21 protein-coding genes are annotated in these 24,833 nt (G+C 76.1%); 17 read left to right on the forward strand and 4 right to left on the reverse strand.

Annotation, left to right across the window (positions count from 1 at the left end):
* The first annotated feature begins 7 nt into the window (after positions 1-7).
* The 7 genes from BLS67_RS07135 to BLS67_RS07165 all read left to right on the forward strand — a co-directional run bounded on the left by BLS67_RS07135 (position 8) and on the right by BLS67_RS07165 (position 11,214).
* Complete coding sequence (locus BLS67_RS07135) at positions 8-1,066, forward strand: DUF3152 domain-containing protein (RefSeq protein WP_242653883.1); 1,059 nt, start codon at positions 8-10, stop codon at positions 1,064-1,066.
* A gap of 84 nt (positions 1,067-1,150) precedes the next feature.
* A complete protein-coding gene (gene moeZ, locus BLS67_RS07140; RefSeq protein WP_091242238.1) occupies positions 1,151-2,311 on the forward strand; it encodes an adenylyltransferase/sulfurtransferase MoeZ in 1,161 nt (386 codons plus the stop codon).
* A gap of 224 nt (positions 2,312-2,535) precedes the next feature.
* A complete protein-coding gene (locus BLS67_RS07145; protein ID WP_091242242.1) occupies positions 2,536-3,099 on the forward strand; it encodes a TIGR03086 family metal-binding protein in 564 nt (187 codons plus the stop codon).
* 90 nt (positions 3,100-3,189) lie between these two features.
* A complete protein-coding gene (locus BLS67_RS23715) occupies positions 3,190-4,218 on the forward strand; it encodes a hypothetical protein (RefSeq protein WP_091242245.1) in 1,029 nt (342 codons plus the stop codon).
* Between the two features lie 10 nt (positions 4,219-4,228).
* On the forward strand, positions 4,229-4,528 hold the full coding sequence (locus tag BLS67_RS07155) for an MGMT family protein (protein WP_091242247.1): 300 nt from the start codon (positions 4,229-4,231) through the stop codon (positions 4,526-4,528).
* 42 nt (positions 4,529-4,570) lie between these two features.
* Positions 4,571-7,837, forward strand: a complete 3,267-nt coding sequence (locus BLS67_RS07160; protein ID WP_091242250.1) for an ATP-dependent helicase — start codon at positions 4,571-4,573, stop codon at positions 7,835-7,837.
* A complete protein-coding gene (locus BLS67_RS07165; RefSeq protein ID WP_091242253.1) occupies positions 7,834-11,214 on the forward strand; it encodes an ATP-dependent DNA helicase in 3,381 nt (1,126 codons plus the stop codon). The genes BLS67_RS07160 and BLS67_RS07165 overlap by 4 nt, the downstream gene beginning before the upstream one ends.
* Before the next feature lie 67 nt (positions 11,215-11,281).
* Here BLS67_RS07165 and BLS67_RS07170 read toward each other — a convergent pair whose 3' ends face one another.
* A complete protein-coding gene (locus BLS67_RS07170) occupies positions 11,282-12,115 on the reverse strand; it encodes an alpha/beta fold hydrolase (protein WP_091242257.1) in 834 nt (277 codons plus the stop codon).
* Positions 12,116-12,165: 50 nt separating this feature from the next.
* Here BLS67_RS07170 and BLS67_RS07175 point away from each other — a divergent pair, with 50 nt between their 5' ends.
* Genes BLS67_RS07175 through nudC form a run of 6 tightly spaced genes read left to right on the forward strand, consistent with a single transcriptional unit; the run spans position 12,166 to position 19,981 of the window.
* A complete protein-coding gene (locus BLS67_RS07175) occupies positions 12,166-13,677 on the forward strand; it encodes a M20/M25/M40 family metallo-hydrolase (RefSeq protein WP_242653884.1) in 1,512 nt (503 codons plus the stop codon).
* Between the two features lie 15 nt (positions 13,678-13,692).
* Positions 13,693-15,414: a serine/threonine-protein kinase gene (locus BLS67_RS24045; RefSeq protein WP_278247118.1), complete on the forward strand. Its 1,722-nt coding sequence runs from the start codon at positions 13,693-13,695 to the stop codon at positions 15,412-15,414.
* A 13-nt stretch (positions 15,415-15,427) separates the two neighbouring features.
* Positions 15,428-16,285: a DUF2510 domain-containing protein gene (locus tag BLS67_RS07185; RefSeq protein WP_091242260.1), complete on the forward strand. Its 858-nt coding sequence runs from the start codon at positions 15,428-15,430 to the stop codon at positions 16,283-16,285.
* Between the two features lie 44 nt (positions 16,286-16,329).
* Entirely contained in the window at positions 16,330-17,646 is a 1,317-nt protein-coding gene (locus BLS67_RS07190) for a M16 family metallopeptidase (RefSeq protein ID WP_091242264.1), read from the forward strand.
* Positions 17,643-18,989, forward strand: a complete 1,347-nt coding sequence (locus BLS67_RS07195) for a M16 family metallopeptidase (protein ID WP_091242267.1) — start codon at positions 17,643-17,645, stop codon at positions 18,987-18,989. The genes BLS67_RS07190 and BLS67_RS07195 overlap by 4 nt, the downstream gene beginning before the upstream one ends.
* On the forward strand, positions 18,986-19,981 hold the full coding sequence (nudC, locus tag BLS67_RS07200) for an NAD(+) diphosphatase (protein ID WP_091242270.1): 996 nt from the start codon (positions 18,986-18,988) through the stop codon (positions 19,979-19,981). Before BLS67_RS07195 ends, nudC begins: the two co-directional genes overlap by 4 nt.
* Positions 19,982-20,009: 28 nt before the next feature.
* Here the strand turns inward: nudC and BLS67_RS07205 are convergent, their stop codons facing one another.
* From BLS67_RS07205 to BLS67_RS07215, 3 genes are all read right to left on the reverse strand, one after another.
* On the reverse strand, positions 20,010-20,507 hold the full coding sequence (locus tag BLS67_RS07205) for a nucleoside/nucleotide kinase family protein (RefSeq protein WP_242653885.1): 498 nt from the start codon (positions 20,505-20,507) through the stop codon (positions 20,010-20,012).
* Positions 20,508-20,653: 146 nt separating this feature from the next.
* A complete protein-coding gene (locus BLS67_RS07210; RefSeq protein WP_242653886.1) occupies positions 20,654-21,253 on the reverse strand; it encodes an ANTAR domain-containing protein in 600 nt (199 codons plus the stop codon).
* A 107-nt stretch (positions 21,254-21,360) separates the two neighbouring features.
* Positions 21,361-21,624, reverse strand: a complete 264-nt coding sequence (locus BLS67_RS07215) for a mycoredoxin (protein ID WP_091242275.1) — start codon at positions 21,622-21,624, stop codon at positions 21,361-21,363.
* Between the two features lie 124 nt (positions 21,625-21,748).
* On the opposite strand from BLS67_RS07215, the gene BLS67_RS07220 reads away from it, so the two are divergent.
* From BLS67_RS07220 to BLS67_RS07235, 4 genes are all read left to right on the forward strand, one after another.
* Positions 21,749-23,767 (forward strand): ATP-dependent DNA helicase UvrD2, encoded by a 2,019-nt coding sequence (locus BLS67_RS07220; protein WP_091242278.1) that lies wholly within the window; start codon positions 21,749-21,751, stop codon positions 23,765-23,767.
* Positions 23,768-23,876: 109 nt separating this feature from the next.
* On the forward strand, positions 23,877-24,119 hold the full coding sequence (locus BLS67_RS07225) for a hypothetical protein (RefSeq protein WP_091242280.1): 243 nt from the start codon (positions 23,877-23,879) through the stop codon (positions 24,117-24,119).
* A 141-nt stretch (positions 24,120-24,260) separates the two neighbouring features.
* Complete coding sequence (locus BLS67_RS07230) at positions 24,261-24,554, forward strand: WhiB family transcriptional regulator (RefSeq protein ID WP_091242282.1); 294 nt, start codon at positions 24,261-24,263, stop codon at positions 24,552-24,554.
* Positions 24,551-24,781, forward strand: a complete 231-nt coding sequence (locus tag BLS67_RS07235; protein WP_091242286.1) for a hypothetical protein — start codon at positions 24,551-24,553, stop codon at positions 24,779-24,781. Before BLS67_RS07230 ends, BLS67_RS07235 begins: the two co-directional genes overlap by 4 nt.
* Positions 24,782-24,833: the final 52 nt, after the last annotated feature.

The following is a 24,833-nucleotide window of genomic DNA, read 5'->3' on the forward strand; positions in this document are numbered from 1 at the left end:
GACCGGCGTGGATTCCCCGGGCCCCGGTGCCGACGTGCCCCCGGGCCCGTCCCGACCGGGGTCGACGGGGCGGCCGCCCGCGCTGCCGCCGGTGCCGCCGTTGGTCGGCCCGCGCACCCGGTCGCGGTCCCGCAGCACCTTCCCGCCCGCCCCCGACCCGCTGCCGCGGCCCGTCCCCGGCACCGGGTTGCGCACCACCTCGGGGCCCCTGGTGGCCCGCCGCGACCCGGTCGGCCGGCGGTCCTCGGCGGCGCCGTCCGGGGCGGCCCGCTTCGACCGGTTCGCCCGGCGGTGGGGGTGGCGGGCCTACGCGCTGCCCGTGCTCGCCGTCCTGACCGTGCTGGCCCTGGTCGACGTCGCGGTCACCGGCACCGGGCAGGCCGAGCCGGCCGCCCCGGCCGCGGCGGTCGCGTCGACCTCGGCCCCGACGACGACCGCGACCGCGACCGCGACCGCCGAGCCCGCGCCCGCCCAGGGCGACGCCAACCCCACCGACCTGGCCCCCACCACCGGGGCGGCCAGCTACGTGGAGACCGGCGCCGGCACGGTCACCGTGGTCGACGGCACCTCGGCGGTCTACGGCGCCGGACCGCTCGAACGGTTCGTCGTCGAAGTCGAGGACGGCATCGGCATGGACGGGCCGACCTTCGCCGCCGCGGTCGAGGCCACCCTCGGCGACCCCCGCTCGTGGGGTCACGACGGGGCGATGAGCTTCCAGCGGGTCGGGGCGGCCGAGGCCGCGGCCGGCGACTACGACTTCCGCGTCAGCCTGGTGAGCCCGGGCAGCATGGAGACCTACTGCCCCGGGGTGGGCACCGGTGGGTACACCTCTTGCCGGTACGGCGAGCGCGCCGTGATCAACCTCGCGCGCTGGGAGACCGCGGTCCCCGACTACGAGGGCGACATCGCCACCTACCGCGAGTACGTCGTCAACCACGAGGTCGGCCACGCCCTGGGCAACGGCCACCAGCCCTGCCCCGGCCCGGGCGAGCTCGCCCCGGTCATGCAGCAGCAGACCCTGGGGCTCGAGGGCTGCCGGAAGAACGCCTGGCCCTACCCGGCCTAGCGGGAAGAGGGGCGGCTGGCAGGCTGTTGGGGCTCGTGAGGACGCCGTACCCAGCTGCTCTACCCCGCACGCAAGGAGCCCGACGTGTCGTTGCCACCCCTGGTGGAGCCCGCCGCCGACCTGTCCGTCGACGAGGTCCGCCGCTACAGCCGTCACCTGATCATCCCCGACGTCGGGATGGACGGGCAGAAGCGCCTGAAGAACGCCAAGGTGCTCGCCGTCGGCGCCGGTGGGCTCGGTTCGCCGGTGCTGATGTACCTGGCCGCGGCCGGTGTCGGCACCCTGGGCATCGTCGAGTTCGACACCGTCGACGAGTCCAACCTGCAGCGCCAGATCATCCACGGCCAGTCCGACGTCGGCCGGTCCAAGGCCGAGAGCGCGCGCGACTCGATCAAGGAGATCAACCCGCTGATCGACGTCCGGCTGCACGAGACCCGGTTGGACTCCTCGAACGTCGAGGAGATCTTCGCCGACTACGACCTCATCGTGGACGGCACCGACAACTTCGCCACCCGGTACCTGGTCAACGACGCCTGCGTGCTGCTGGGCAAGCCCTACGTCTGGGGCTCGATCTACCGCTTCGACGGCCAGGTGTCGGTGTTCTGGGCCGAGCACGGCCCGAACTACCGCGACCTCTACCCGGTGCCGCCGCCGCCGGGCATGGTGCCCTCCTGCGCCGAGGGCGGCGTGCTGGGCGTGCTCTGCGCGACCATCGGCGCCATCCAGGCGACCGAGGCGGTCAAGTTGATCACCGGCATCGGCGACACCCTGCTGGGCCGGCTGATGGTCTACGACGCCCTCGAGATGACCTTCCGCACCATCAAGATCCGCAAGGACCCCGAGGCCGAGCCCATCACCGGTCTGATCGACTACGAGGCCTTCTGCGGCGTGGTCAGCGAGGAGGCCCAGGAGGCCGCCGCCGGCTCGACGATCACCGTCGACGAGCTCAAGGACATGATGGACGCCGGCAAGGACTTCGAGCTGATCGACGTCCGTGAGCCCAACGAGTACGAGATCGTCTCCATCCCGGGTGCCCGCCTGGTGCCCAAGGACGAGATCCTCTCCGGCCGCGCGCTGTCCTCGCTGCCCCAGGACAAGCCGATCGTGCTGCACTGCAAGACCGGGGTCCGCTCGGCCGAGGCCCTGGCCGCGGTGAAGGCGGCCGGGTTCAAGGACGCCGTCCACGTGCAGGGCGGCGTGACCGCCTGGGCCACCCGCATCGACAAGGCCCTGCCCACCTACTAGAAGGACCCCCTCGCCCCCCGGGCCACGCTCCGCGCGGCCCGGGGCCCTGCGAGGGGGCCGTTCCATCCCGTCACCTCCGCGCGGCCCGGGGCCCTGCGACGGGGCCGTTCCATCCCGTCACCTCCGCGCGGCCCGGAGCCCTGGGAGGGGGCCGTTCCATCCCGTCACCTCCGCGCGGCCCGGGGCCCTGCGAGGGGGCCGTTCCGTCCCGTCACCATGGGCGCATGGATGCGCAGGGGGTGGAGCTGTTCCAACGGGCCCAGGCCGGGTTCACCGACCGGGTAGACGCGGTCGAGCGCGAGCAGTGGGACGCCGTGGCGCTGCCGGGTTGGGACGTCGCCGACCTGGTCGCGCACCTGATCGGCGAGCAGCTGTGGGTGCCCGTGCTGCTGGCCGGCGAGGCCGTCGGCGACCAGGTGCCCACCGACACCGAGCTGCTGGTGGCGGGCGACCCGCTCGGCTCCTGGGAGGCGGCGGCGGACGCCGCGCTCACCGCCTGGGTCCGCCCCGACGCCGTCCGGACGGTCCTGCTGTCCGCCGGCCCCACCCCGGCCGCCGACTACCTCGCCGAGCTGACCGTCGACCTCACCGTGCACACCTGGGACCTCGCCCGCGCCGTCGGCGCCGACCCCCGCCCGGACGACGCGCTCGTCGAGGCGGGGCTGACCTACGCCGCCCGCAGGCTGGGTCCCGACGGCATCCCGGGCCTCGTCGCCCCGCCGCTCGAGGTCGGCCCGGACGCCGATCCGCTGACCCGGCTGCTGGCCGCGTTCGGCCGCCGAGCGTGATCGTTCCGTGACCTGCTCGGTGCGCCCGTCCCCGTTCCGCGCCCTACGATCCGGTGCGGCACAGTCCGCAGTCAGCTGGAGGTCGTACCCATGAGTCAGCCCCCCCAGGGCCAGCCGCCCTACGGCAACCCTCCGTCGGGCGGGCAGCCGCCGTACGGCCAGCAGCCCCCGGCGGGCGAGCAGCCGACCGAGGTCCTCGGCCAGCAGGGCCCGGGCCAGCAGGGCGGGTGGGGCGGCCAGCAGCCGACCCAGCAGTACGGGCAGCCCGGTCAGCCGGGTCAGCCGGGTCCCGGTCAGCAGGGTCCGCCGCCCACCCAGCAGTTCGGTGCCCCCGGCTACGGTCAGCCCCAGGGCCCCGGAGGCTTCGGCGCACCCTCCTACGGCGGGCCGGGCGGCCCCGGGGGACCGAGCGGCCCCGGGGGACCGGGCGGACCGTACGGCGGGCCGCCGCAGGGGTCCGGCGGGGGCAACAAGAACCTCATCATCGCCGGGGTGGCCGCGCTGGTCGTCGTCATCGCGGTCGGGGTGACCCTGTTCCTCACCCTCGGGGGTGACGACTCCGACACCACCGCGGACCCCACGACCACGTCGGCCACCACGACCTCGTCGTCGGCCAGCTCGTCGTCGTCCTCCTCGTCCTCCAGCAGCTCCTCGTCGTCGTCCACCAGCAGCTCGGGCGGGCTGGACGAGGAGTTCCTGGCCACGCTGCCCAGCGACTTCACCGACTGCGAGTCGACCGACCTCGCCGGCGACGGCGACCTCGCCGCGGCCGCGTGCGGCAGCGCCATCACCCAGCCCGGCCCCCAGCAGGCGACGTTCTACGGGTACCCGGACCAGTCGACGATGGACCAGGTGTTCGCCGCCGACGTCGCGACCGGCGGGCTGACCGAGCTGGGCCCCGACCAGGACTGCACCACCGCGACCGGTTTCTTCCCGTGGTCCACCGACGACCAGAGCCAGACCGGGCAGGTGGGCTGCGCGCTGACCACCGACGGGGTGATCATCGTCTGGACCGACGACCAGTACCTGATCGAGGGCTACGTCCTGGCCCCCGGCACCACGCAGGCCGACGTCGCCTCGCTGTACCAGTGGTGGCAGGCCAACAGCAACTACAACTGACCCGCAGCAGGTGTCCCGGCCGGCGGAGGACGTCGACGAGGCGGTGTTCGACGTCGTCGAGTCCATCCCGGTCGGGCGGGTCAGCACGTACGGCGCCGTCGGGCGGCTCGTCGGGGTAGGACCCCGACGAGTCGCCCGCGCGCTGTCCCAGGGCGGTGCCGCAGTGCCCTGGTACCGCGTGGTGCGGGCCGACGGCAGCGCCGCCGAACCGGTGCGGGCCCGCCAGCTCGAGCTGCTGGCCGCCGAGGGCGTGCCGGTCCGCCGGCAGCGCGTCGACCTCGCCGCGGTGCGGTGGCCCGAGGAACCCTGACCGGCCGCCGTCCTGTCGGACCCCCGTGGTGTTATCGCAGGCATGAGCTCGTCGGGCACCGCCGAACCCGGGTACCGGCTCCTCCTGCCGTCGGTCGGTGTGGTCGCACCCCCGGTCCTCGACCCCACCCAGCAGGCGGTGGTCGACCACCCGGGCGGTCCACTGCTGGTGCTCGCCGGCCCCGGCACCGGCAAGACGACCACGATCGTCGAGGCCGTCGCGCGCCGGATCGAGGCCGGGCTGGACCCCGAGCGCGTCCTGGTGCTCACCTTCAGCCGCAAGGCCGCCGCCGAGCTGCGCACCCGGATCAGTGCCCGGGTCGGGCGCACGATGCGCGAGCCGGTCGCCCGCACCTTCCACTCCTACGCCTTCGGCGTGCTGCACCGGGCGGCCGCGCTGCGCGGTGACCCGCCGCCCCGGCTGCTCACCTCGGCCGAGCAGGACAAGGTCGTCCGCGATCTGCTGGACGGCGAGCCGGGCTACGGCGTGGCCTGGCCGGACGACCTCGCGCAGGCCCTGCCCGTGCCCGGCTTCCGTGCCGAGCTGCGCGAGCTGCTGATGCGGGCGACGGAACGGGGCATCAGCCCGGGGCGGCTGGCGTCCTGGGGTCGGGAACGTGGCCACGACCACTGGGTCGCAGCCGCCGACTTCATGCGGCAGTACTCCGAGGTGCAGTACTGGTCCACCCTCGCCCGCGGCGACGACTCGGGCTACGACCCGGCCGAGCTCGTCCGCGAGGCCATCGACGAGCTGCGGGCGGACGACGCGCTGCTGCGGGTCGAGCAGGAGCGGGCCAGCTGGTTGTTCGTCGACGAGTACCAGGACACCGACCCCGCCCAGGTCGAGCTGCTGCACCTGCTGTCCGGGGGAGGTCGCGACCTGGTCGCCGTCGGCGACCCCGACCAGGCCATCTACGCCTTCCGCGGGTCCGAGCCGCGGGGCATCGTCGAGTTCCCCGAACGGTTCCGGCACGCCGACGGCCGCCGGGCCGAGCGGGTGTCGCTCGGGGTGTGCCGCCGGTCGGGCACCGAGCTGCTGCGGGTCAGCCGTCGGGTGGCCGAGGGGCTGCCCGGCCCCTGGGAGCACCGGCGGCTGTCGGCCGGGGCAGGCACCGCACCGGGGGCTGCCGAGGTGCACGTGTTCGACACCCCGGCGGTGGAGGCGGCGCACGTCGCCGACACCCTGCGACGCGCGCACCTCCAAGACGGGGTGCCCTGGTCCGAGATGGCCGTGGTGGTCCGCAGCGCACACGCCCTCGGTGCGCTGCGCCGCGCGCTGAGCCAGGCCGCGGTCCCCGTCGTGGTGTCCGCCGACGACCTGGCGCTGGCCCAGCAGCCCGCCGTCGAGCCGCTGCTGGCCGCGCTGCGTGCCCTGCTGCCCCCGCCCCGCACCCACGACATCCCCCGGGTGGCGTACGAGCCGACGGGCCAGGTGGGTCCCGCGGCCACCGCAGCGCCGCCCACCGAGGCCGGGCTCACCGAGACGGGAGCGGAGGCACTGCTCGCCTCGCCGCTCGGCGGAGCCACGGTGCTCGATCTCCGCCGCCTGCGCCGGGCGGTGCGCCGCGAGCTGGTCTCCCGCGGCGTCGACCCCGCCGAGCGCGGTGCCCCCCTGGCCGACCTGCTCGCCGACGCCGCGCTGCTCGACGCCCTGCCGGCCCCCGTCGCCCGCCCGGCCGCGCGGGTCGCCGGGGTGCTGGCAGCCGGCCGGGTGGCGCTGCTGCGCGAGGGCAGCGCGGAGGACGTGCTGTGGGCGATGTGGCAGGCCAGCGGTCTGGCCACCCGGTGGGCCACGGCCAGCGCGGCCGGCGGCCCCGCCGGCGCCGTGGCCGACCGGGACCTCGACGCAGCCGTCGCGCTCTTCGACGCGGCCGCGCGGTTCGTCGATCGGCTGCCCGGGGCTCAGGTCCAGGACTTCGTCGACCACTTCGGCGCCCAGGAGCTCCCCGGTGACGGCGGTGCGGCGCGCGCCCCGGCCGGCGAGACCGTGCGGCTGCTCACCGCGCACGCCGCCAAGGGTCTGGAGTGGGACGTCGTCTGCGTGGCCGGGGTGCAGGAGGGGGTGTGGCCCGATCTGCGGACCCGGGCCAGCCTGCTGGGGGCCGAGGAGCTGGTCGAGGTCGCCGCCGGCACCGACGCGACCGGCCTGGACCGGCGCACGCTGGCGCTGGCAGAGGAACGCCGGTTGTTCTACGTCGCGGTCACCCGCGCCCGGCGGCGGCTGGTCGTCACCGCCGTCGACGGCGGGCTGGAGGGCGGCGACGTGGGCGCCAACGCCTCGCGCTTCCTCGACCTGGTCGTCCCGCCCCCCGCCGAGGGCGAGGCCGACGGGGGCGGCGGCCGGCCGCACACCCCGCTGCCCCGGGCCCTGACGCTGCCCGCCCTCGTGGCCGAGCTGCGCCGTGCCCTCACCGACCCGCACACGCCGGCCCCGCGGCGGACCAGTGCCGCGGCCGTGCTCCGCCGGCTGGCCGAGGACCGCGTGCCCGGCGCCGACCCGACGTCGTGGTGGGGCCTGGCGGCGCTGTCCGACGACGCGCCGCTCGTCGACCCGGCCGAGGTGGTCCGGGTGCGCCCGTCGGCGATCGACACCTTCCAGCGGTGCCCGTTGCGCTGGGTGCTCGGCTCCGTCGGCGCCGAGGCGTCGCCCGAGACCACCCGCACGGTCGGCTCGGCCGTGCACGACGTCGCGCAGCAGGTGGCCGAGGGGCTCCCACCCGGGGACGCCCCCGACGTGCTGGCCGCCGAGCTGGACCAGCTGGACCTGGGGCCGGGCTGGTTCGACCAGCGCCAGCGCGACCGCGCCCAGGAGATGCTGGCCAAGTTCCTGAGCTGGCACGCCCGTGCCGAGCGCGAGCTGCTCGCCGCCGAGGAGGACTTCGACGTGGTGGTCGGGCGGGCCCGGCTGCGGGGCCAGGTCGACCGGCTCGAGCGCGACGACTCCGGCCGGCTGGTCGTCGTCGACCTCAAGACCGGCAAGACCGCGCCGCGCACGGTCGAGGAGCACGGCCAGCTGGCCGCCTACCAGGTGGCCGTCGCCGAGGGCGCCTTCCCCGCCCACGGCACGGTGCCCGGCGGGGCGGCACTGCTGCAGGTGGGCGGCGCCCAGAAGGCGGCCAAGGAGCACGTGCAGCCCCCGCTCCCCGTCGACCTGCCCGCGCCCTCGACCTGGGCGGGCGAGCTGGTCGCCGCGGTCGGCGACGGCATGGGTGCGGCCACGTTCGCCGCGCGCACCGACACCGACTGCGAACGCTGCTCGTTCCGCCGCAGCTGCCCCATGCAGGAGTCCGGCCGGCAGGTGACCCGGTGAGCCGCGGACGACCGTCGGAGGACCAGCTGACCTTCGACCTGCCGGGGTTCGTCGAGCCCCGGGCCGCGGTGGTCCCCGAGCTGCTGACCCCGGCCGAGGTGGCCCACCGGTGCGGGCTGTCCTACGCCCCCTCGGCCGAGCAGGCCGCCGTGGTGCAGGCCGCCGTCGACCGGCCGATGGTGGTCGTGGCCGGTGCCGGGTCGGGCAAGACCGAGACCATGGCGGCCCGGGTCGCCTGGTTGGTGGCCAACCAGCTGGTGGCCCCCGAGGCCGTGCTGGGGCTGACGTTCACCCGCAAGGCCGCCAGCGAGCTCGGTGCGCGCATCCGGCTGCGGTTGGCCGCGCTGGCCGCGCACCCGGACACCGACCCCGTGCTGCGCGAACGACTCGAGGTGGCCTCGCCCACGGTGGCCACCTACCACGGCTACGCCGCCGGCATCGTCGCCGAGCACGGGCTGCGGATCGGCGTCGAGCCCGGTGCCGGGGTGCTGGGCCCGGCGATGTGCTGGGGCCAGGCAGCCACCGCCGTCGCCGCGCACACCGGTGACATGAGCGACGTCGCGCTGGGCCTGGTCACCACCACCGAGGACGTCCTGCAGCTGGCGGCCGAGCTGGGCGAGCACGACATCAGCCCCGACCGGCTCCGGGCCTGGACCGCGCGGCTCGAGGCGCAGGTGCACGCCTACCCGGTCACCGGCCGCACCAAGGGGCCCTACGCCGACGTGCTGAAGATGCTCGCCCGGCAGCGGTCCCGGGTGGCGCTGCTGCCCATGGTCGAGGCCTTCGAGGCCCGCAAGCGCGCCGCCGGTGCCATCGACTACGCCGACCAGGTCGCGCACGCCGCCCGGGCCGCCACGGGGTCGCCCGAGGTGGGCCGCCGCGAGCGGGCCCGCTGGCGCACCGTCCTGCTCGACGAGTACCAGGACACCTCGGTCGGCCAGCTGCGCATGCTCGAGGCGCTGTTCGGCGGTGACAGCCACCACCCCGTGCTCGCCGTCGGCGACCCCCGGCAGTCGATCTACGGCTGGCGCGGGGCCTCCTCCGGCACGATCGAGCGGTTCCACCGGACCTTCCCGGGTGCGCCCGGCCGGCGGGCCGAGCGGCTGACGCTGTCCACCAGCTGGCGCAACGACCAGGCGGTGCTCGCCGTCGCCAACCGGGTCGCGGCCGACCTGCCGCTGCCCGAGGGCGCCGCCGCGCTGCCCGACCTCACCGCGGCCCCCACGGCCGGGCCGGGGGAGGTCCGGGTCGGGTTGTACGAGACGGTGGCCGAGGAGACCGCGGCGCTGGCCGACCGCCTGGCCGCCGAGTGGCACGGTCCGTCGGCTGCGGAGGCCGCTCCCGGCCACCGGCGGCCCACCATCGCGGTGCTCGCCCGCCGCCGGGCCCAGCTGCCCGGCATCGCCGCGGCGCTGCGCGAGCGCGGCCTGCCGGTCGAGGTCGTCGGTCTGGGCGGGCTGCTCGACGTGCCCGAGGTGTCCGACGTCGTCGCCACCCTGACCGTGCTGGTCGACCCGACCGCCGGCGACGCACTGGGCCGGTTGCTCACCGGTGCCCGGTGGCGCATCGGCCCCCGCGACCTGGCCGCGCTCGAGGCCCGGGCCCGGCAGCTCGTCCGCGGCCGTACGCCGGGCGGTGACCCGGCCACCGCCCCCGCCGCGGGCCCCGGCGCGGGCCCCGACGAGGCGTCCGCTCCCGTCGTCGAGCTCGCCCCCGAGCGGGGGAGCATCGTCGAGGCCCTCGACGACCTCGGGGCACCCACCGCGTTCTCCGCCGACGGGCACCGACGCCTCCGTCGGCTGGGCGCCGAGCTGGCCGGGTTACGGGCACGGCTGGGTGAACCGCTGCCCGACCTGGTCGACGAGGTGGTCCGCACGCTGGGCCTGGAGACCGAGCTGGCCAGCCACCCCGATGCCAGCCCCGGCGGTGCCCGCACCCACCTCGACGCCCTCCACACGGTGGCCGCGCAGTTCGCCGACCTCGCCGAGCTGCCGTCGCTGCCGGCGTTCCTCGGCTACCTGTCCGACGCCGAGGTCCGCGAGCGCGGTCTCGAGCCCGGCGAGGTGGCGGTGAACCCCGAGGCGGTGCAGCTGCTGACCGGGCACTCGGCCAAGGGCCTGGAGTGGGACGTCGTCGCGGTCCCGGGCATGACCGTGGGCCAGTTCCCCAGCAAGGCCGACACGTCCGACTCCTGGATCAACGACCCCGGGGCCGTGCCGGCCGAGCTGCGGCTGACCGACCGCGACGACCTGCCCGCCCTCCGGCTGCCCCTGCCCGGGTCCGGCGACCAGTCGGTGGTCCGCGACGCCCTGGGTGACTACGTGGCGGAGTGGAAGGCGTTCGGGTCCGCCGAGGAGGTCCGGCTGGGCTACGTCGCGGTGACCCGCGCCAAGCGGCTGCTGCTGTGCTCGGGCAGCTGGTGGCGCGACGGGGTCAAGCCCAACGGCCCCTCGACCCTGCTGCTGGCCGTCCGCGAGGCGGTCGAGGTGCTCGCGGGTGCGGGCACCGGGGGGGTCGAGGCCTGGGCCGAGCCCCCGGCGGACGACGCGACCAACCCCGCGCTGGCCGAGTGGCCCGTCGGGGTGTGGCCGGCCGACCCGCTGTCGGCCGGCCGGCGGCGGGCGCTCACCGCCGCGGCCGAGCTCGTCGCGGGCACCCGGGCACACCCCCTGGACCGGTCCGGCCTGGGTGCGGCCGAGGACCCGGTGGTCGACGACTGGCTGCGCGACGCCCAGCTGCTGCTCCGCGAGCGGGCCGAGCACGGGCGCAGCGCCACCGAGGTCACCCTCCCGGCGCAGCTGTCGGTGTCCTCGTTGGTCGCCCTGCGGCGGGACCCCGCTGCCCTGGCCCGCCGGCTGCGCCGCCCGATGCCGGCCGCGCCCGCCCCGCTGGCCCGGCGGGGCACGGCGTTCCACCTGTGGCTCGAGCAGCGGTTCGGCGCGACCCGGCTGATCGACCTCGACGAGCTGCCCGGGTCCGGCGACGCCGACGCCGCTCCCGACGCCGCGCTGACCGCGCTGCAGGAGGCCTTCCTGGCCGGGGAGTGGGCCGACCGGCAGCCGGCCGAGGTCGAGGCGGCGTTCGAGACGCCGCTGGGGCCGCTCACCCTGCGGGGCCGCATCGACGCCGTCTACGCCGACGCCGCGGGCGGGTTCGAGGTCATCGACTGGAAGACCGGCCCGGTGCCCGGCGCCGCCGAGCTCACCGCGGCCGGCGTGCAGCTGGCGGCCTACCGGTTGGGGTGGTCCCGGTTGGCCGGGGTGCCGGTCGAGCGGGTCAGCGCCGGGTTCCACCACGTGCTCGCCGGGGTCACGGTGCGACCGGTCGACCTGCTGGACGAGGCGGGCCTGCTGGCCTTGGTGACCGGTGGTGGGTAGCCGCCGCCGGGGCCCCGGACCGGGTTCTGGACCGGGCTCTGGACCGGGTCCTGGGTCGAGTGCGGGATCAGGCCCCGGCGACGCGGTCCAGGATCGCCGCGGCCAGGGCCTCCGGTGCCCTCTCCGGGATCCAGTGCGAGACCCCGGCCAGCTCGACGAACCGGTAGTCCCCGGTCACCTGGTCCGCGCAGGCCTCCGCCGCGGTGCGCCCGATGGCCATGTCCTCGTCGCTCCAGACGTAGGTGGTGGGCACCCCCACCGGGTCCAGCGGCGTGCTCGAGCTCATCGCCCGGTACCAGTCCAGGGCGGCGGTGAGCGCGCCCGGCGCCGACAGGTGCGCCACGTAGGCGTCCACGGCCTCGGGCGGCACGTCGCCGAGCACGCGCCGCAGCCGGCGGGCGTCGTCCTCGAGCAGCACGCGCTCGGCCTTGCCGGCCTGCCAGAACAGCTTGATGTAGGCCGAGCGCTCCTTCTGCTCCGGGTCCGCGCGGTAGGCCAGGGTGTACGCGGTCGGGTGCGGCACCGACACCGCGGTCAGCGTGCGCACCCTGTCGGGGTGCCACCCGGCCAACGCCCAGGCCACGTTCGCGCCCCAGTCGTGGCCCACCACGTCGGCGGTGGGCAGGTCCAGCGCGGTCATCAGGTCCGCGGTCACCGCGGCCAGGGCCGGCAGGGCGTAGGCGTCGGTCTCACCGGGGCGGGCGCCGGGGGAGTAGCCCAGCTGGTCGGGCGCATAGGTGCGCAGGCCGGCCTCGGCCAGCAGCGGGGTGACCGCCGACCACGACAGCGAGGTCTGCGGGAAGCCGTGCAGCAGCAGCACGGGCCGGCCGTCCTCGGGGCCGTCGGTCCGCACGTCGAGCACGAGGTCGCCGACGTCCACCTGCAGTTGCCCAGCACCCATGCCGGGCAACGTAGCCCGGGGGCCCGCGGCCGGCGCGTTACGGTCGCCCGGTGAGCACGGACAGCCCCGCCCTGCGCCCGGATCCCGCCGGCGACCCCGCCCTGCGCCCGGATCCCGCCGGCGACCCCGCCCTGCGCCCGGATCTCGCCGGCAACCCCGAACGCGACTTCGTCACCGCGCACCGCGCCGACCTCGACGCCGACCTGGACGCCTGGCTGCGCATCCCGTCGATCTCCGCCGACCCGGAGCACGCCGGCGACGTCGCGGCCAGCGCCGAGTGGTTGGCCGCCGCACTGCGGCGGGTCGGGTTCCCGGTGGTCGAGATCTGGCCCACCGCCGGTGCGCCGGCGGTCTACGCCGAGTGGCCCTCGGCCGACGCCGGTGCCCCGGTCGCGCTGGTCTACGGCCACCACGACGTGCAGCCGGTGACGCCGGAGGAGGCCTGGACCCACCCGCCGTTCGAACCCACCCGGGTCGAGACCGAGCTGGGCACCGAGCTGCACGCCCGCGGGGCCATCGACGACAAGGGCAATGTCGCCTTCCACCTGCTGGGCATCCGCGCGCACCTGGCCGCCACCGGCCGCGACACCCCGGCGGTGACCGTCAAGCTGCTGGTCGAGGGCGAGGAGGAGTCGGGCTCACCGAACTTCCCCGCCCTGCTCGCCGAGCGCCGCGAGCGGCTGGCCTGCGACGTGGTCGTGGTCAGCGACACCGGCATGGCCGCCCCGGACGTCCCCAGCGCGGTCACCGCGATGCGGGGGTTGGCCGACGCCGAGATCACCCTGCGCGGGCCCGGCGTCGACCTGCACTCGGGCTCCTTCGGCGGCGCGGTGCCCAACCCCCTGCACGCCCTGGCCGCGCTGCTGGCCGCGCTGCACGACGACCACGGGCGGGTCACCCTGCCCGGGTTCTACGACAAGGTCCGCCCGCTCACCGACCGCGAGCGCGAGCTGATGGGCCGGGTGCCCTTCGACGAGGCGGCCTGGCTGGCCGGGCCGGCGGCGTCCCGCGCGGCGACCGGCGAGGCCGGGTTCAGCACCCTGGAGCGCATCGGTGCCCGCCCCACCGCCGAGGTCAACGGCATGTGGGGCGGCTACACCGGCCCCGGGCACAAGACGATCATCCCGGCCGAGGCGCACGCCAAGGTGACGTTCCGGCTGGTCGCCGACCAGGTGCCGGCCGACCTCGGCGAGCAGCTGCGCAGCTGGGTCGCCGACCACGTGCCGGCCGGCATCGAGGCCGAGGTGCACGTGCCCGAGGGCGGGGTGAGCCCGTGCGCGAGCGACCTCGACCACCCCGCGATGACGGCGCTGCTCACCGCCATAGGCCAGGCCTTCGACCGCCCTGCCGACGAGGTGCTGTTCACCCGCGAGGGCGGCAGCGGGCCCGAGGCCGACCTGGTCGCCGTCCTCGGCGCACCGCTGCTGTTCCTGGGCGCCGGCCTGCCCACCGACCGCATCCACGCCCCCAACGAGCGGGTGCTGCTGCCGATGCTGCACCGGGGCGCCGAGGCGGCCGCGCACCTGTGGCGCGAGCTCGCCGCGGTCCCCGCCGAGCGCTGAGCCGGGAGGGCGACGATGCACGAGGGCGACCGGTTTGGCCCCTACCGGGTGTTGGGTGTGCTCGGGCAGGGCGGCATGGGCGAGGTCGTGCGCGCCCTGGACGCCGAGCACGAGCGCGAGGTGGCCCTCAAGGTCCTGCACCCGCAGTGGGCCGGGGACGAGTCCTACCGGGAGCGGTTCCGCCGCGAGGCACGGGTGGTGGCCCGGCTGCGCGAACCGCACGTCGTCCCCATCCACCGCTACGGGGAGATCGACGGGCGGTTGTTCCTGGACATGCGCCTGGTCGAGGGCGAGGACCTCGCCTCGCTGCTGCGCCGCACCGGCGCACTGCACCCGGCCCGCGCCGTCGACCTGGTCGGGCAGGTCGCCCGCGCACTCGACGCCGCGCACGCCGACGGCCTCGTCCACCGCGACGTCAAACCCTCCAACGTGCTGCTGGTCGCCCGACCCGACGGCGGCGACCTGGCCGGCTCGTCGGCCGGTGACGACTTCGTCTACCTGGTCGACTTCGGCATCGCCCGACCGGTCGGCGACGAGACCGGGCCGTCCCTCACCGGCACCGGGCTGACCATCGGCAGCACCGAGTACATGGCCCCCGAGCGGTTCCACGGCCGCGCGCTCTCGGCGGCCACCGACGTGTACTCGCTGGCCTGCGTGCTGTACGAGGCGCTCACCGGGCAGCGGCCCTTCCCGCCCGGTGACGCGGTCAGCCAGATGTACTCCCACGTCAACGCCGTGCCGCCGCCGCCGAGCTCGGTCCGGCCCGGCGGCGTGGGCGGGGTCGACCTGAGCGTGCTGGACGGCGTCGTGCTGCGCGGGTTGGCCAAGGACCCCGGTCAGCGGTGGACGTCGGCCGGCGGCATGGCCGCCGCCGCGCGGGCGGCCCTCGGCGTCAGCGGCATCGAGGTGCCCCGCCCGGCCGAGCACCCGCCGGGCCCGAACGGCACCGCGCCCACCACCGTCGGGGTCGTCGGTGGTGATCCCGGTCGGGCCGGTACGGCGGTGCGGCCGCAGTCGATCCCCACCAGCGTCCAGCCGGCGCCGTCGCAGCAGCGAGGACCCGGCCAGCTGCCGGGCCCGTCGCCGCGGTCCGCCGTCCCGCCGCCCCCGGGTCCGCCGCCGTGGGTCGGCGACCAGCCGGGCGGGCGGTCCGGGCGTCGGCGCGGGTCGCTGGCCCTGGTCGTCGTCCTCGCGGTGCTCGCCGTCGGTCTGGGCACCTGGGCCGCGGTCGCGACGGTGCGCCTCGCCGGCGCCCGCGACGCCGCGGTCGACGCCCAGCAGGCGTTGCTCGCCGACGGACTCCCCGCGGACGTCGTGCCGGCCGACTGCACCCGCACGGGCGCCGAGGGCGACGTCCTCACCGGCCTGGACTGCGGGGTCAGCCCGTCGTCCGAGGGCCCCAGCGAGCAGACCTACCAGCTGCTGGGGTCCCCGGACGCCGCCGCCGCGGCCTTCGCCGGCGGTGTGCAGCAGGCGGGGCTGTCCCAGCTGGAGGGCGGCGAGGTCTACGCGTGCTCCAGCTCCGACGGCGACCAGGGCTGGGTGCGGCTGGCCGACTTCGACGACCAGCCCGTCGGCCGGCTGTCGTGCGGGCTGGACACCGACGGCGCCCCGGTGCTCACCTGGACCTGGGACGACCGGTCGGGCTACTCGTCGGTCACCGGCCGCGGCGGCCAGGACGGTCTCACCGATCTGCTCGGCTGGTGGCGGGACAACGCCGACCGCGACGACCTGTGAGGAGGGCGTGGGGATGAGCGGACCGGGCGCGGCGCCGCCGGGCTACTACCCGGACCCCGACGGCGCCCCCGGCATGGTGCGGTGGTGGGACGGCGGCGGCTGGTCCGACGTCCTGACCCCTGCCGGGCCCGGGGTCTCCACCGGGCGCGGGGAGACCGCGCACCGGCCGGCGCCGTCCCCGTGGCAGCCGGCCGTCCCCGTCCGGGGCCACGGACGCACGCCGTGGGTGGTCGGTGCGGTGGTGACCGCGGTCGTCGTCCTCGTGGTCGCCGTCGTGGTCGGGACCACCGGCCGGGGCACCTCGAACCCGAGCCCGACGGTCGTCGCCGTGCCCACGGGCCCGACCTTCGCGCCCGGCACCGTGCAGATCGTCGACGAGGACGCCGGCATCGCCTACCCCTACCTCGGCGACGGCTGGTACCAGTACGCGCTCGGCGCCCCGCTCGAGACGACGTCGGTGCAGGGGCAGTACTTCATCACCCAGGACACCGTCCCCGACGGCGGCGAGTTCATCGCCCAGATCACCTCGGGCCCGGTGGCCGAGGGCTACGGCTGGTCCGGTGCCGGCAGCGAGCAGGCCACGATCGAGACCCTCGCCGAGAGCGTGCGCGCCAACTACTACCCCGGACCCAACGAGCGCGAGGTGCTGCGCGACGAGGCGACCACCGTCGACGGCGCACCGGCCTGGGTCTACGAGTTCGTGCTCAGCTGGGACACCGCCGGCTACGACGCGACCGGGGAGCGGGCCGCGCTGGTGGTGATCGACACCGGGCGGGCCGCCCCGGCCCTGCTCTACCTGTCCATCCCCAACACCCACGCCGAGCTCTACGGCGTCATCGACCGCGTCATCGGTGCCGTCGACGTGCTGTGAGGCCCCGCGGGGCCGGGGCGCGCGTACCCGCATACCCTCGGGCGGTGAGCTCACCAGCTGCTGATCTGACCCTGCGGCACCCGGTGGAGCGGTTCACCCTCGACAACGGGCTGCGCGTCGTCCTGGCGCCCGACACCAGCGTCCCGGTGGTCGCCGTGAGCGTGTTCTACGACGTCGGCATGCGCTCCGAGCCCGAGGGCCGCACCGGGTTCGCCCACCTCTTCGAGCACGTGATGTTCCAGGGGTCGGCGAACGTGCCGAAGATGGAGCACGCCCGGCTGGTCCAGGCCGCCGGCGGCACCTTCAACGGCTCGACCCACCAGGACTACACCAACTACTTCGAGGCGCTGCCGGCTGAGGCCCTGGAGCGCGCGCTGTTCCTCGAGGCCGACCGCATGGCCGCCCCGGCCATCACCGAGGAGAACCTCCGCAACCAGATCGACGTGGTCAAGGAGGAGATCCGGGTCAACGTGCTCAACCGGCCCTACGGCGCGTTCCCCTGGCTGCAGCTGCCGCAGATCGCCTTCGAGTCCTTCGCCAACACCCACGACGGGTACGGCTCCTTCGTCGACCTCGAGTCCTCCACGGTCGAGGACGCGAAGGACTTCTTCGACCGCTACTACGCCCCGGCCAACGCCGTGCTGTGCCTGGGCGGCGACCTCGACGTCACCGAGACCGAGAAGCTGGTCCGCCGGTGGTTCGACGCCGTCCCGCACCGGGCCGCCCCGCCCACGCCCTACACCGGCGAGCCCTCGCCCACGGGTCCGCGGCACGGCGTCGTCGTCGACGCCCTCGCCCCGGCGCCGGCGGTGGCCATCGCCTGGCGGGTGCCCGACCCGGTCGCCGACCTGGACACCTACCTGGGCACCGTGCTGCTCAGCGAGCTGCTCAGCGAGGGCGACGCCTCCCGCCTCGAGCTGCGCCTGGTGCACCGCGACCACCTCGCCGTCGCGCAGTCGTCCTACGTGGGCCTGTTCGGCGACCCCTTCGACGTCCGCGACGCCACCACGCTGACCACCCAGGTGCACCACCCGGCCGACGTCACCCCCGACCGGGTGCTCGCCGCCGTGCACGAGGAGATCGAGAAGGTCGCCCAGGACGGCGTGGGCCGCGACGAGCTGACCCGGGTGCAGGCCCGCACCAGCGCACAGCTCCTCCGCGGCGCCGACTCCGTGCTCGGCCGCACGCTGGGGTTCGCCTCCGCCGAGCTGATCCACGGCCGGGCCGAGCTGGCCGGCGAGCTGGCCGCCCGGCTGGCCGCCGTCACCCCCGAGGCCGTGCAGCACGCCGCCCGCGGGCTCGTGCCCGACACCGCCGCCGTCCTCGAGCTGCGCACCGCCGAGAAGGGGACCACCCGATGAGCGCCCCCGTCCTGGACCTGTCGCTGGTCCCCCCGCTGGGCGAGCCCCGCCCGCAGCCGGTGCCCGAGGTCCACCTCACCACCCTGGACAACGGGCTGCAGCTGGCCGTCGTCCCGCGGGCCGGTGTGCCGCTGGTCGAGCTGCGGCTGCGGATCCCGTTCGCCGCGGCCACGGCCCGGGCCGCGGCCGCGCACGTGGCCCGCACCTCCGTGCTGAGCGGCGCCGTGCTGCTGGGCACCGCCGCGCACGACCAGGTGCAGATCGCCCAGCTCCTGCAGGCCGAGGGCGCCGAGCTGTCGGTCTCGGCCGATCCCGACCGCCTCCTGCTCGGGACGACGATGCTCCCGTCGGGGCTGCCCGCCGTCCTGGGTGTGCTGGCCGAGCTGCTGGGCCGGGCCACCTACCCGGCCGACCAGGTCGCCGCGGAGAAGGCCCGGGTGGCCGAGCGGATCGCCATCGCCCGCTCCCAGCCCGGCGTCGTGGCCCGCACCGCGCTGGCCACCCGTCGGCACGGCAGCCACCCCTACGCCGTGCAGCTGCCCGACCCCGAGCAGGTCGCCGCCATCACCCCCGCCGCGCTGCGCAAGCTGCACCGCGAGCGGGTGCTGCCGGCCGGCAGCACGCTGGTCCTGGTCGGCGACGTCGACCCCGCCGCGGCCACCGACGCCGTCGCGACGGCCCTGGCCGGCTGGACCGGCAGCGGCACCGCCGTCGACGCCCCCCGGCTGGTCGAGGCCCCGGTCGGCCCGCTGCTGCTGGTCGACCGACCCGGCGCCGTGCAGTCCAACCTGCGCCTGGGCGGCCCGGCCCCCGGCCGCCGCGACCCCGAGCTGCCCGCCGTGCGGCTGGCCAGCATGGTCTACGGCGGTTACTTCTCCTCCCGCCTGGTCGAGAACATCCGCGAGCGTCGCGGCTACACCTACAGCCCGCGCAGCTCGGTGGACCACCTGCAGGCCGGGTCGTCGTTCCTGGTCGACGCCGACGTCGCCACCGAGGTGACCGGCGCGGCGCTGCTGGAGACGCAGTACGAGCTCGGTCGCATCGCGCTGGTCCCGATGAGCGAGGCCGAGCTGGACGCCGCCCGCCGCTACGTCCTGGGCACCACCGCCCTGGCCACGGCGACCCACGCCGGGCTGGCCAGCACGCTCTCGGCCCTGATCGGCTCGGGGCTGCCCGCCGACTGGCTCGCCGAGCACCAGGCCGCCCTGGCCGCCGTCACGCTGGACGAGGTCACCGCGGCCGCCCGCCGCTGGCTGCACCCGGCCGGCCTCACGACCGTCGTGGTCGGCGACGCCGACCGGGTCGCCGACCAGCTCGGCGCGCTGGGCCCGGTGCAGCGATGACCGTCCCCCCGGTCGACCCGGCGGCGAACCCGCCCGGCGGCGCGAGCCCGGCCGACAACCCGCCGCCCACCGAGCTGCCCGTCGACGTCGCGGTGTGGCCCGAGCACAGCGGGCCCACCACCGACGACGTCCCCGTGCTGTCCCGGGTGGACCACGACCGCGGTCACCTCGACCGCGACCTCGACGACCCCTCCCGCGGCCGGCCGGTGCGGGTGCTGACCATCGACCCGCAGCGCCAGGTGCCGGTGCGCGAGGGCGCCCACGGCCCCGAGCTGCTCTGGGACGAGCGGGCCGAGTTCCCCGCCGGCGGCATCTACCTCGGCCACGCCGAGGACGTCGCCTACGCGGTGGTGCGCGGCGAGCGGTCGCTGACGATCAGCGGCACGCCGGTCGACGGGTGGAGCGGGCTGCGCGAGATCGGCTCCGACCTGGGTGCCCGCGACGCCGGTCTGCTGGCCCAGGCGGTGGGCATCGTCGAGTGGCACGAGCGCAACCGCTTCAGCCCGTACACCGGCGCGGCCACGACCATCGAGAAGTCCGGGTGGACCCAGCGCGACCCCACCACCGGCCAGGAGGTCTTCCCGCGCACCGACCCGGCCGTGATCATGCTCGTGCACGACGGCGCCGACCGGGTCGTCCTCGGCCGCCAGGCGGTCTGGCCGCCCGGGCGGTTCTCCATCCTGGCCGGGTTCGTCGAACCGGGGGAGTCCGCCGAGGCCGCCGTCGTCCGCGAGGTCGCCGAGGAGGTCGGGCTCGAGGTGACCGACGTCCGCTACGTCTCCAGCCAGCCCTGGCCGTTCCCGCAGTCGCTGATGCTGGGCTTCACCGCCCGCGCCGTGCGGCCCGACCTGCAGGTCGACCACGACGAGATCGAGGAGGCCCGCTGGTTCAGCCGGGCCGAGCTGCTGGCCGGCGAGGGACCGGCCGCCCTGCCGCCGCCGGTCTCGATCGCCCGGCACATCATCGACTCCTGGCTGCAGGGCCAGCTCTAGCGGCAGGACCCCGACGAGCTGGCCGGGGTCACCGCTGCCATCGACCCTGCAGGACGAGGGCGGGGCGGTCGGCGTGGTCGGCCAGGACCACCGCGTCGGCCAGGGCGACCGGGTCGACCTCGTCGTCGTAGCGGTCGAAGGCCGGCAGCTCCCAGGCCTGGTCGGCCGGGGTGCGCCGGCGCCGGGCGGCGGGGGAGACCCGCAGGTGGACGACGACGTCGAAGGCCAGCCCGACCCCCTGCAGCAGCGCGCCGGGCACGAGGAGCACCCCGCTGACCGGCACGCGGGCGGCCCGGGTCGCCCGGTCCCGCTCGACGTCCCACAGCTCGGGCAGCACGTCACCGGGGCCACCGGGACCCACCCGGTCGAGCACCTCGCGGCCCAGGGCCGAGACGTCCAGCCAGTCGGTGTACCGGGCGTCGGCGTCGGTCCGGCCGTGCTCCAGGCGGACCGAGGCCGGCCGCAGGAAACCACCCGCCGGGACGACGGTGGCCGGGCGGCCGAGCGACGGCAGCAGCGCGGCCACCGCAACGGCGAGCTCCTCGGGGACGGAGACGTCGGGACCGTCGACCGCGACCCGGAGCGCGGCTGCGCCCGCCGACGGGGCGGTGTCGGCCAGCAGCCCGGCCAGCCGTTGCGCCAGGGCTGCCGGGGACAGCGGGAGCGGGGAGCTCAGCGCTCACCCTCGACGAGGACCGGCTGCCGGGCCCGGTTGCGCTCGACGCGGCGCCGGGCCGGCCGCTCGGGGCCCGCCAGCGACTCGGTCTGCGACGGACCGGCCGGCGGCGGGACCGCGGGACCGGCACCCAGACCGTCCAGGACCTCGCGGGCCAGGTCGTGGACGGGGCGGCCCGAGGACCGTGCCCGGTGGCGCAGCTGCTCGAAGGCCTGACGTGGGCAGCAGCCCTGCTGCACCGCCAGCACGCCGATCGCCCGCTCGACCGACACGCGGGCGGCGAGGGCGTGCTCCAGCTGGGCGACGGAGCGGCGCAGTGCGGCCAGCTCCTCGTCGCGCGGATCGGCGTCGGGTGCGTCCGGGGCGCCGCCGCGGGCGGCCCGGCGGGCGTCGCGACCGGGCTCGGGGGAGGTGCCGAGGTCCTCGGCGATCAGGTCGGCCAGGCTCATGGCCTCGACCAGGTCGGGGGTGTGCTCGGTGCCGGCGGGGGTGAGCACGGCCCACCCCCTGGTCGTGCGGGTGATGGCGAACGCCGGTTCGCCGTCCGCGGTCCGCACGACGTCGTCGGGTGTCGCGCCGCTCACGGGGATGCCCACCGCCACGTCCTCCCTCGGCCGCCCGGACCACGGTGGTCCCGGCGTCGCCGGCTCCCCACGGCCGGTGACCCCGTGATCATGGCCCGAGGAGGACCGCGGCGGGGGGATCACGCGCCGGAGGTCTGCGACAACTGGCTCTTCACCTGCTCGATGCTGGGGTTGGTGAGGGCCGTGCCGTCGGCGAAGATCAGCGTGGGGACGGTGCGGTTGCCCCCGTTGGCCTTCATGACCAGGTCGGCGGCACCCTCGTCGGTCTCGATGTTGACCTCGGCCCACTCGATGCCCTCGCGCTGCATCAGCTTCTTCAGGCGCACGCAGTACCCGCACCAGCTGGTGGTGTACATGGTCACGGGTGCGGTGGCGGCAGTCATGCAGTCGATCCTCCGTCGTGGTGACGCCGGCGACCAGTCGGGTCGGTCCGGCTCCTGATCGGTCGAACGCCGTCCCCCCGGGGATGCTTCCCCGGGTGTCGTACCCGACTGCCAGACTCGGGGGGTGACGGTCGAGGAGCGGGAACGGCCGACCGGCGCCGAGGCGGTGCTCGCCGGGCTGGACGAGCAGCAGCGGGCGGCGGCCGCCGCCGTCCGGGGTCCGGTGTGCATCCTGGCCGGGGCCGGCACCGGGAAGACCCGCACGATCACCCACCGCATCGCCTACGGGGTGCACACCGGCGTCTACACCCCCGAGCAGGTCCTGGCGGTCACGTTCACCGCGCGGGCGGCCGGCGAGCTCCGCGGGCGGCTGTCCGGGCTGGGGGTGGGCGGGGTGCAGGCCCGCACCTTCCACGCCGCAGCCATGCGTCAGCTGCGCTACTTCGCCCCGCGCGTGCTGGGCGGGCCGATGCCCGAGCTGGTCGAGAACAAGCTCCGCGTGGTCGCCGGGGCGGCCACCCGGCACCGGCTGACCACCGACCGCAGCAGCCTGCGCGACCTCGCCGGTGAGATCGAGTGGGCCAAGACCACCCTGGCCACGCCCGACGACTACCCCGCGCGGGCCCGGGCCGCCGGGCGCGAGGCGCCGTTCGAGCCCGCCGCGGTGGCCGCGGTCTACGAGAGCTACGAGCAGCTCAAGCAGCGCGACGGCACGCTGGACTTCGAGGACCTCCTGCTCGTCACGGCCTACGCGCTCGAGGAGCACCGCGACGTCGCCACCGAGGTGCGTGGGCAGTACCGGCACTTCGTGGTGGACGAGTACCAGGACGTGAACCCGCTGCAGCAACGGCTGCTCGACGCCTGGCTGGGCGGGCGGGCCGAGCTGTGCGTGGTCGGCGACCCGCACCAGACGATCTACTCCTTCACCGGGGCCGACCCCGACTACCTGCTGGGCTTCGCCGACCGCTACCCCGACGCCGAGGTGGTGAAGCTCGAGCGCGACTACCGGTCCACCCCCGAGGTCGTCGGGCTGGCCAACAAGCTCATCGGCATGGCGCCCCGCCGCACCGGTCTGCCGGGCCTGCGCCTGATGGGCCAGCGGGCGGCCGGTCCCGAACCGCGGTTCCTGGAGCACCCCGACGAGCCGGCCGAGGCCGCCGCGGTCGCCGCGGCCTGCCGCGAGCTGGTCGACTCCGGGCTCCCGGCGGCCGAGATCGCCGTCCTGTTCCGGATCAACGCCCAGTCCCAGGTCTACGAGTCGGCGCTCACCGACCTCGGGGTGCCCTACGTGCTCAAGGGCGGCGAGCGGTTCTTCGAGCGGCCCGAGGTGCGCGAGGCCGTGCTGCTGCTCCGCGGCGCCGCCGCCGGCCGGGACGACGGCAGCCCGCTGGTGCCCGCCGTCCGCGACGTGCTGGCGTCGGTGGGCTGGGTCGAGCACCGACCACCGCCGGGCGGTGCGGCCCGCGACCGCTGGCAGTCGCTGTCGGCCCTGGTCGACCTCGCCGTCGACCTGGTCGCCGAGCAACCGGCGCTGACCCTCGCCGGGTTCGTCGGCCACCTGGCCGAGCGGGCCAACGCGCAGCACGCACCCACGGTGCAGGGGGTCACGCTGGCCTCGATGCACGCCGCGAAGGGCCTGGAGTGGGACGCCGTCTTCGTCGTCGGTCTGGTCGACGGCGTGCTCCCGATCGCGCAGTCGCTGGCCCGGCCCGACGCCGTCGAGGAGGAGCGCCGGTTGCTCTACGTCGCCGTCACCCGGGCCCGTGAGCAGTTGACGCTGTCCTGGTCGCTGTCCCGCCAGCCCGGCGGCAAGCGGGCCCGGCCGCGCAGCAGGTTCCTCACCGGGGTGGCCCCCGACGCCGCGGTGCCGGTGCGCACCCGGGTGGCCCGGCGGGTCGAGGTCGTGCTCGACGGCCCGGCCGGTGAGCTGTTCGAGCGGTTGCGGGCCTGGCGGGCGGCGACGGCCGCGCAGGCGTCGATCCCCGCCTACGTGGTGTTCAACGACGCCACCCTGCAGGCCATCGCCGAGACCCGCCCCGGGTCGCTCACGGAGCTGTCCGCGCTGCCCGGGATCGGGGCGCGCAAGCTGGAGCTGTACGGCACCGACGTGCTGGCCGCGGTCGACGGCGACGACCCGCATTAAATGCGTTGACCCCGTTCGGCGGGGTCCCCTAACCTCACCTGCACACGCACCGCCCGCACCGGGAACGGCCCACCGGCCGAGTCCCCGAGCCCCGAGAGGAGGGGTCACGTTGATCTCCACCACCACCACGAAGGCCCCGACCTACGCCGGGGCCTTCGCCGTGCGCGGCGTCGATGCCGTCGCCGGCGGCGTCACCGCTGCCGAGCGCACCACCGGCCTGCCCGTCGGCGGTCACCTCCGCCTGCGGCCGGTCGTCGACGTCCCCATGACCGGCCTGCCGATCGGCGCCACCGCCGTCCAGCTGAACAGCGACACCCCGGGTGACCTGCCTCCGAGAGACCCCCTGAGCTAGCGCTCAGGTCGGTCCCCTCGAGGCCGCGGAACCCGGACAACCGGGATCCGCGGCCTTTTCCGTGCCGTCGATCCCACCGACCCACCCGGGTCGGCGGGGCCACCGTCGACCGGGAGCACGACGAGGAAGAGAGGACCGACCGTGCAGCACACGATCGAGCGACCGGTGTCCGTCCCGCGCGCCGAGCTCGAGCGGCCCCAGCGGACGGCGCTGCCCTGCCGGACCGAGGACGCCGACCTCTGGTTCGCCGAGACCCCGGCCCAGCTCGAGCAGGCCAAGGAGTTCTGCGCGTCCTGCCCCCTGCAGGCCGCGTGCCTGGCCGGCGCCCTGGACCGCGCCGAGCCCTGGGGCGTCTGGGGTGGGCAGATCTTCGACCACGGGGTCGTGATCGCCCGCAAGCGTCCCCGCGGTCGCCCGCGGAAGGTCGCGGCATGACCGACCACACCAGCAGCACCGAGACCACGGGAGGGGGAGAGATGGACCTGCACCGCCACGACTGGCTCGCCGGCGACCTCTACATGGCGCGCATGCACCAGGCCGACCTGCTGGCCGACGCCGATGCGGCGGCCCGGGCTCGTCGGATCGCGGCAGCCCGACGGTGGGCCCGCAGGGCCGACCGCGCCACACGCCGGGCGGCCCGCGCCAGCGCCGCCGTCCGGTAGTGCTGCGCCCGCTGCCGCCGCCCACCCGCCCCTCGGTGATCAGGTCACCTGA

The sequence above is a fragment of the Klenkia soli genome (assembly GCF_900103975.1).
GTDB lineage: Bacteria > Actinomycetota > Actinomycetes > Mycobacteriales > Geodermatophilaceae > Klenkia > Klenkia soli.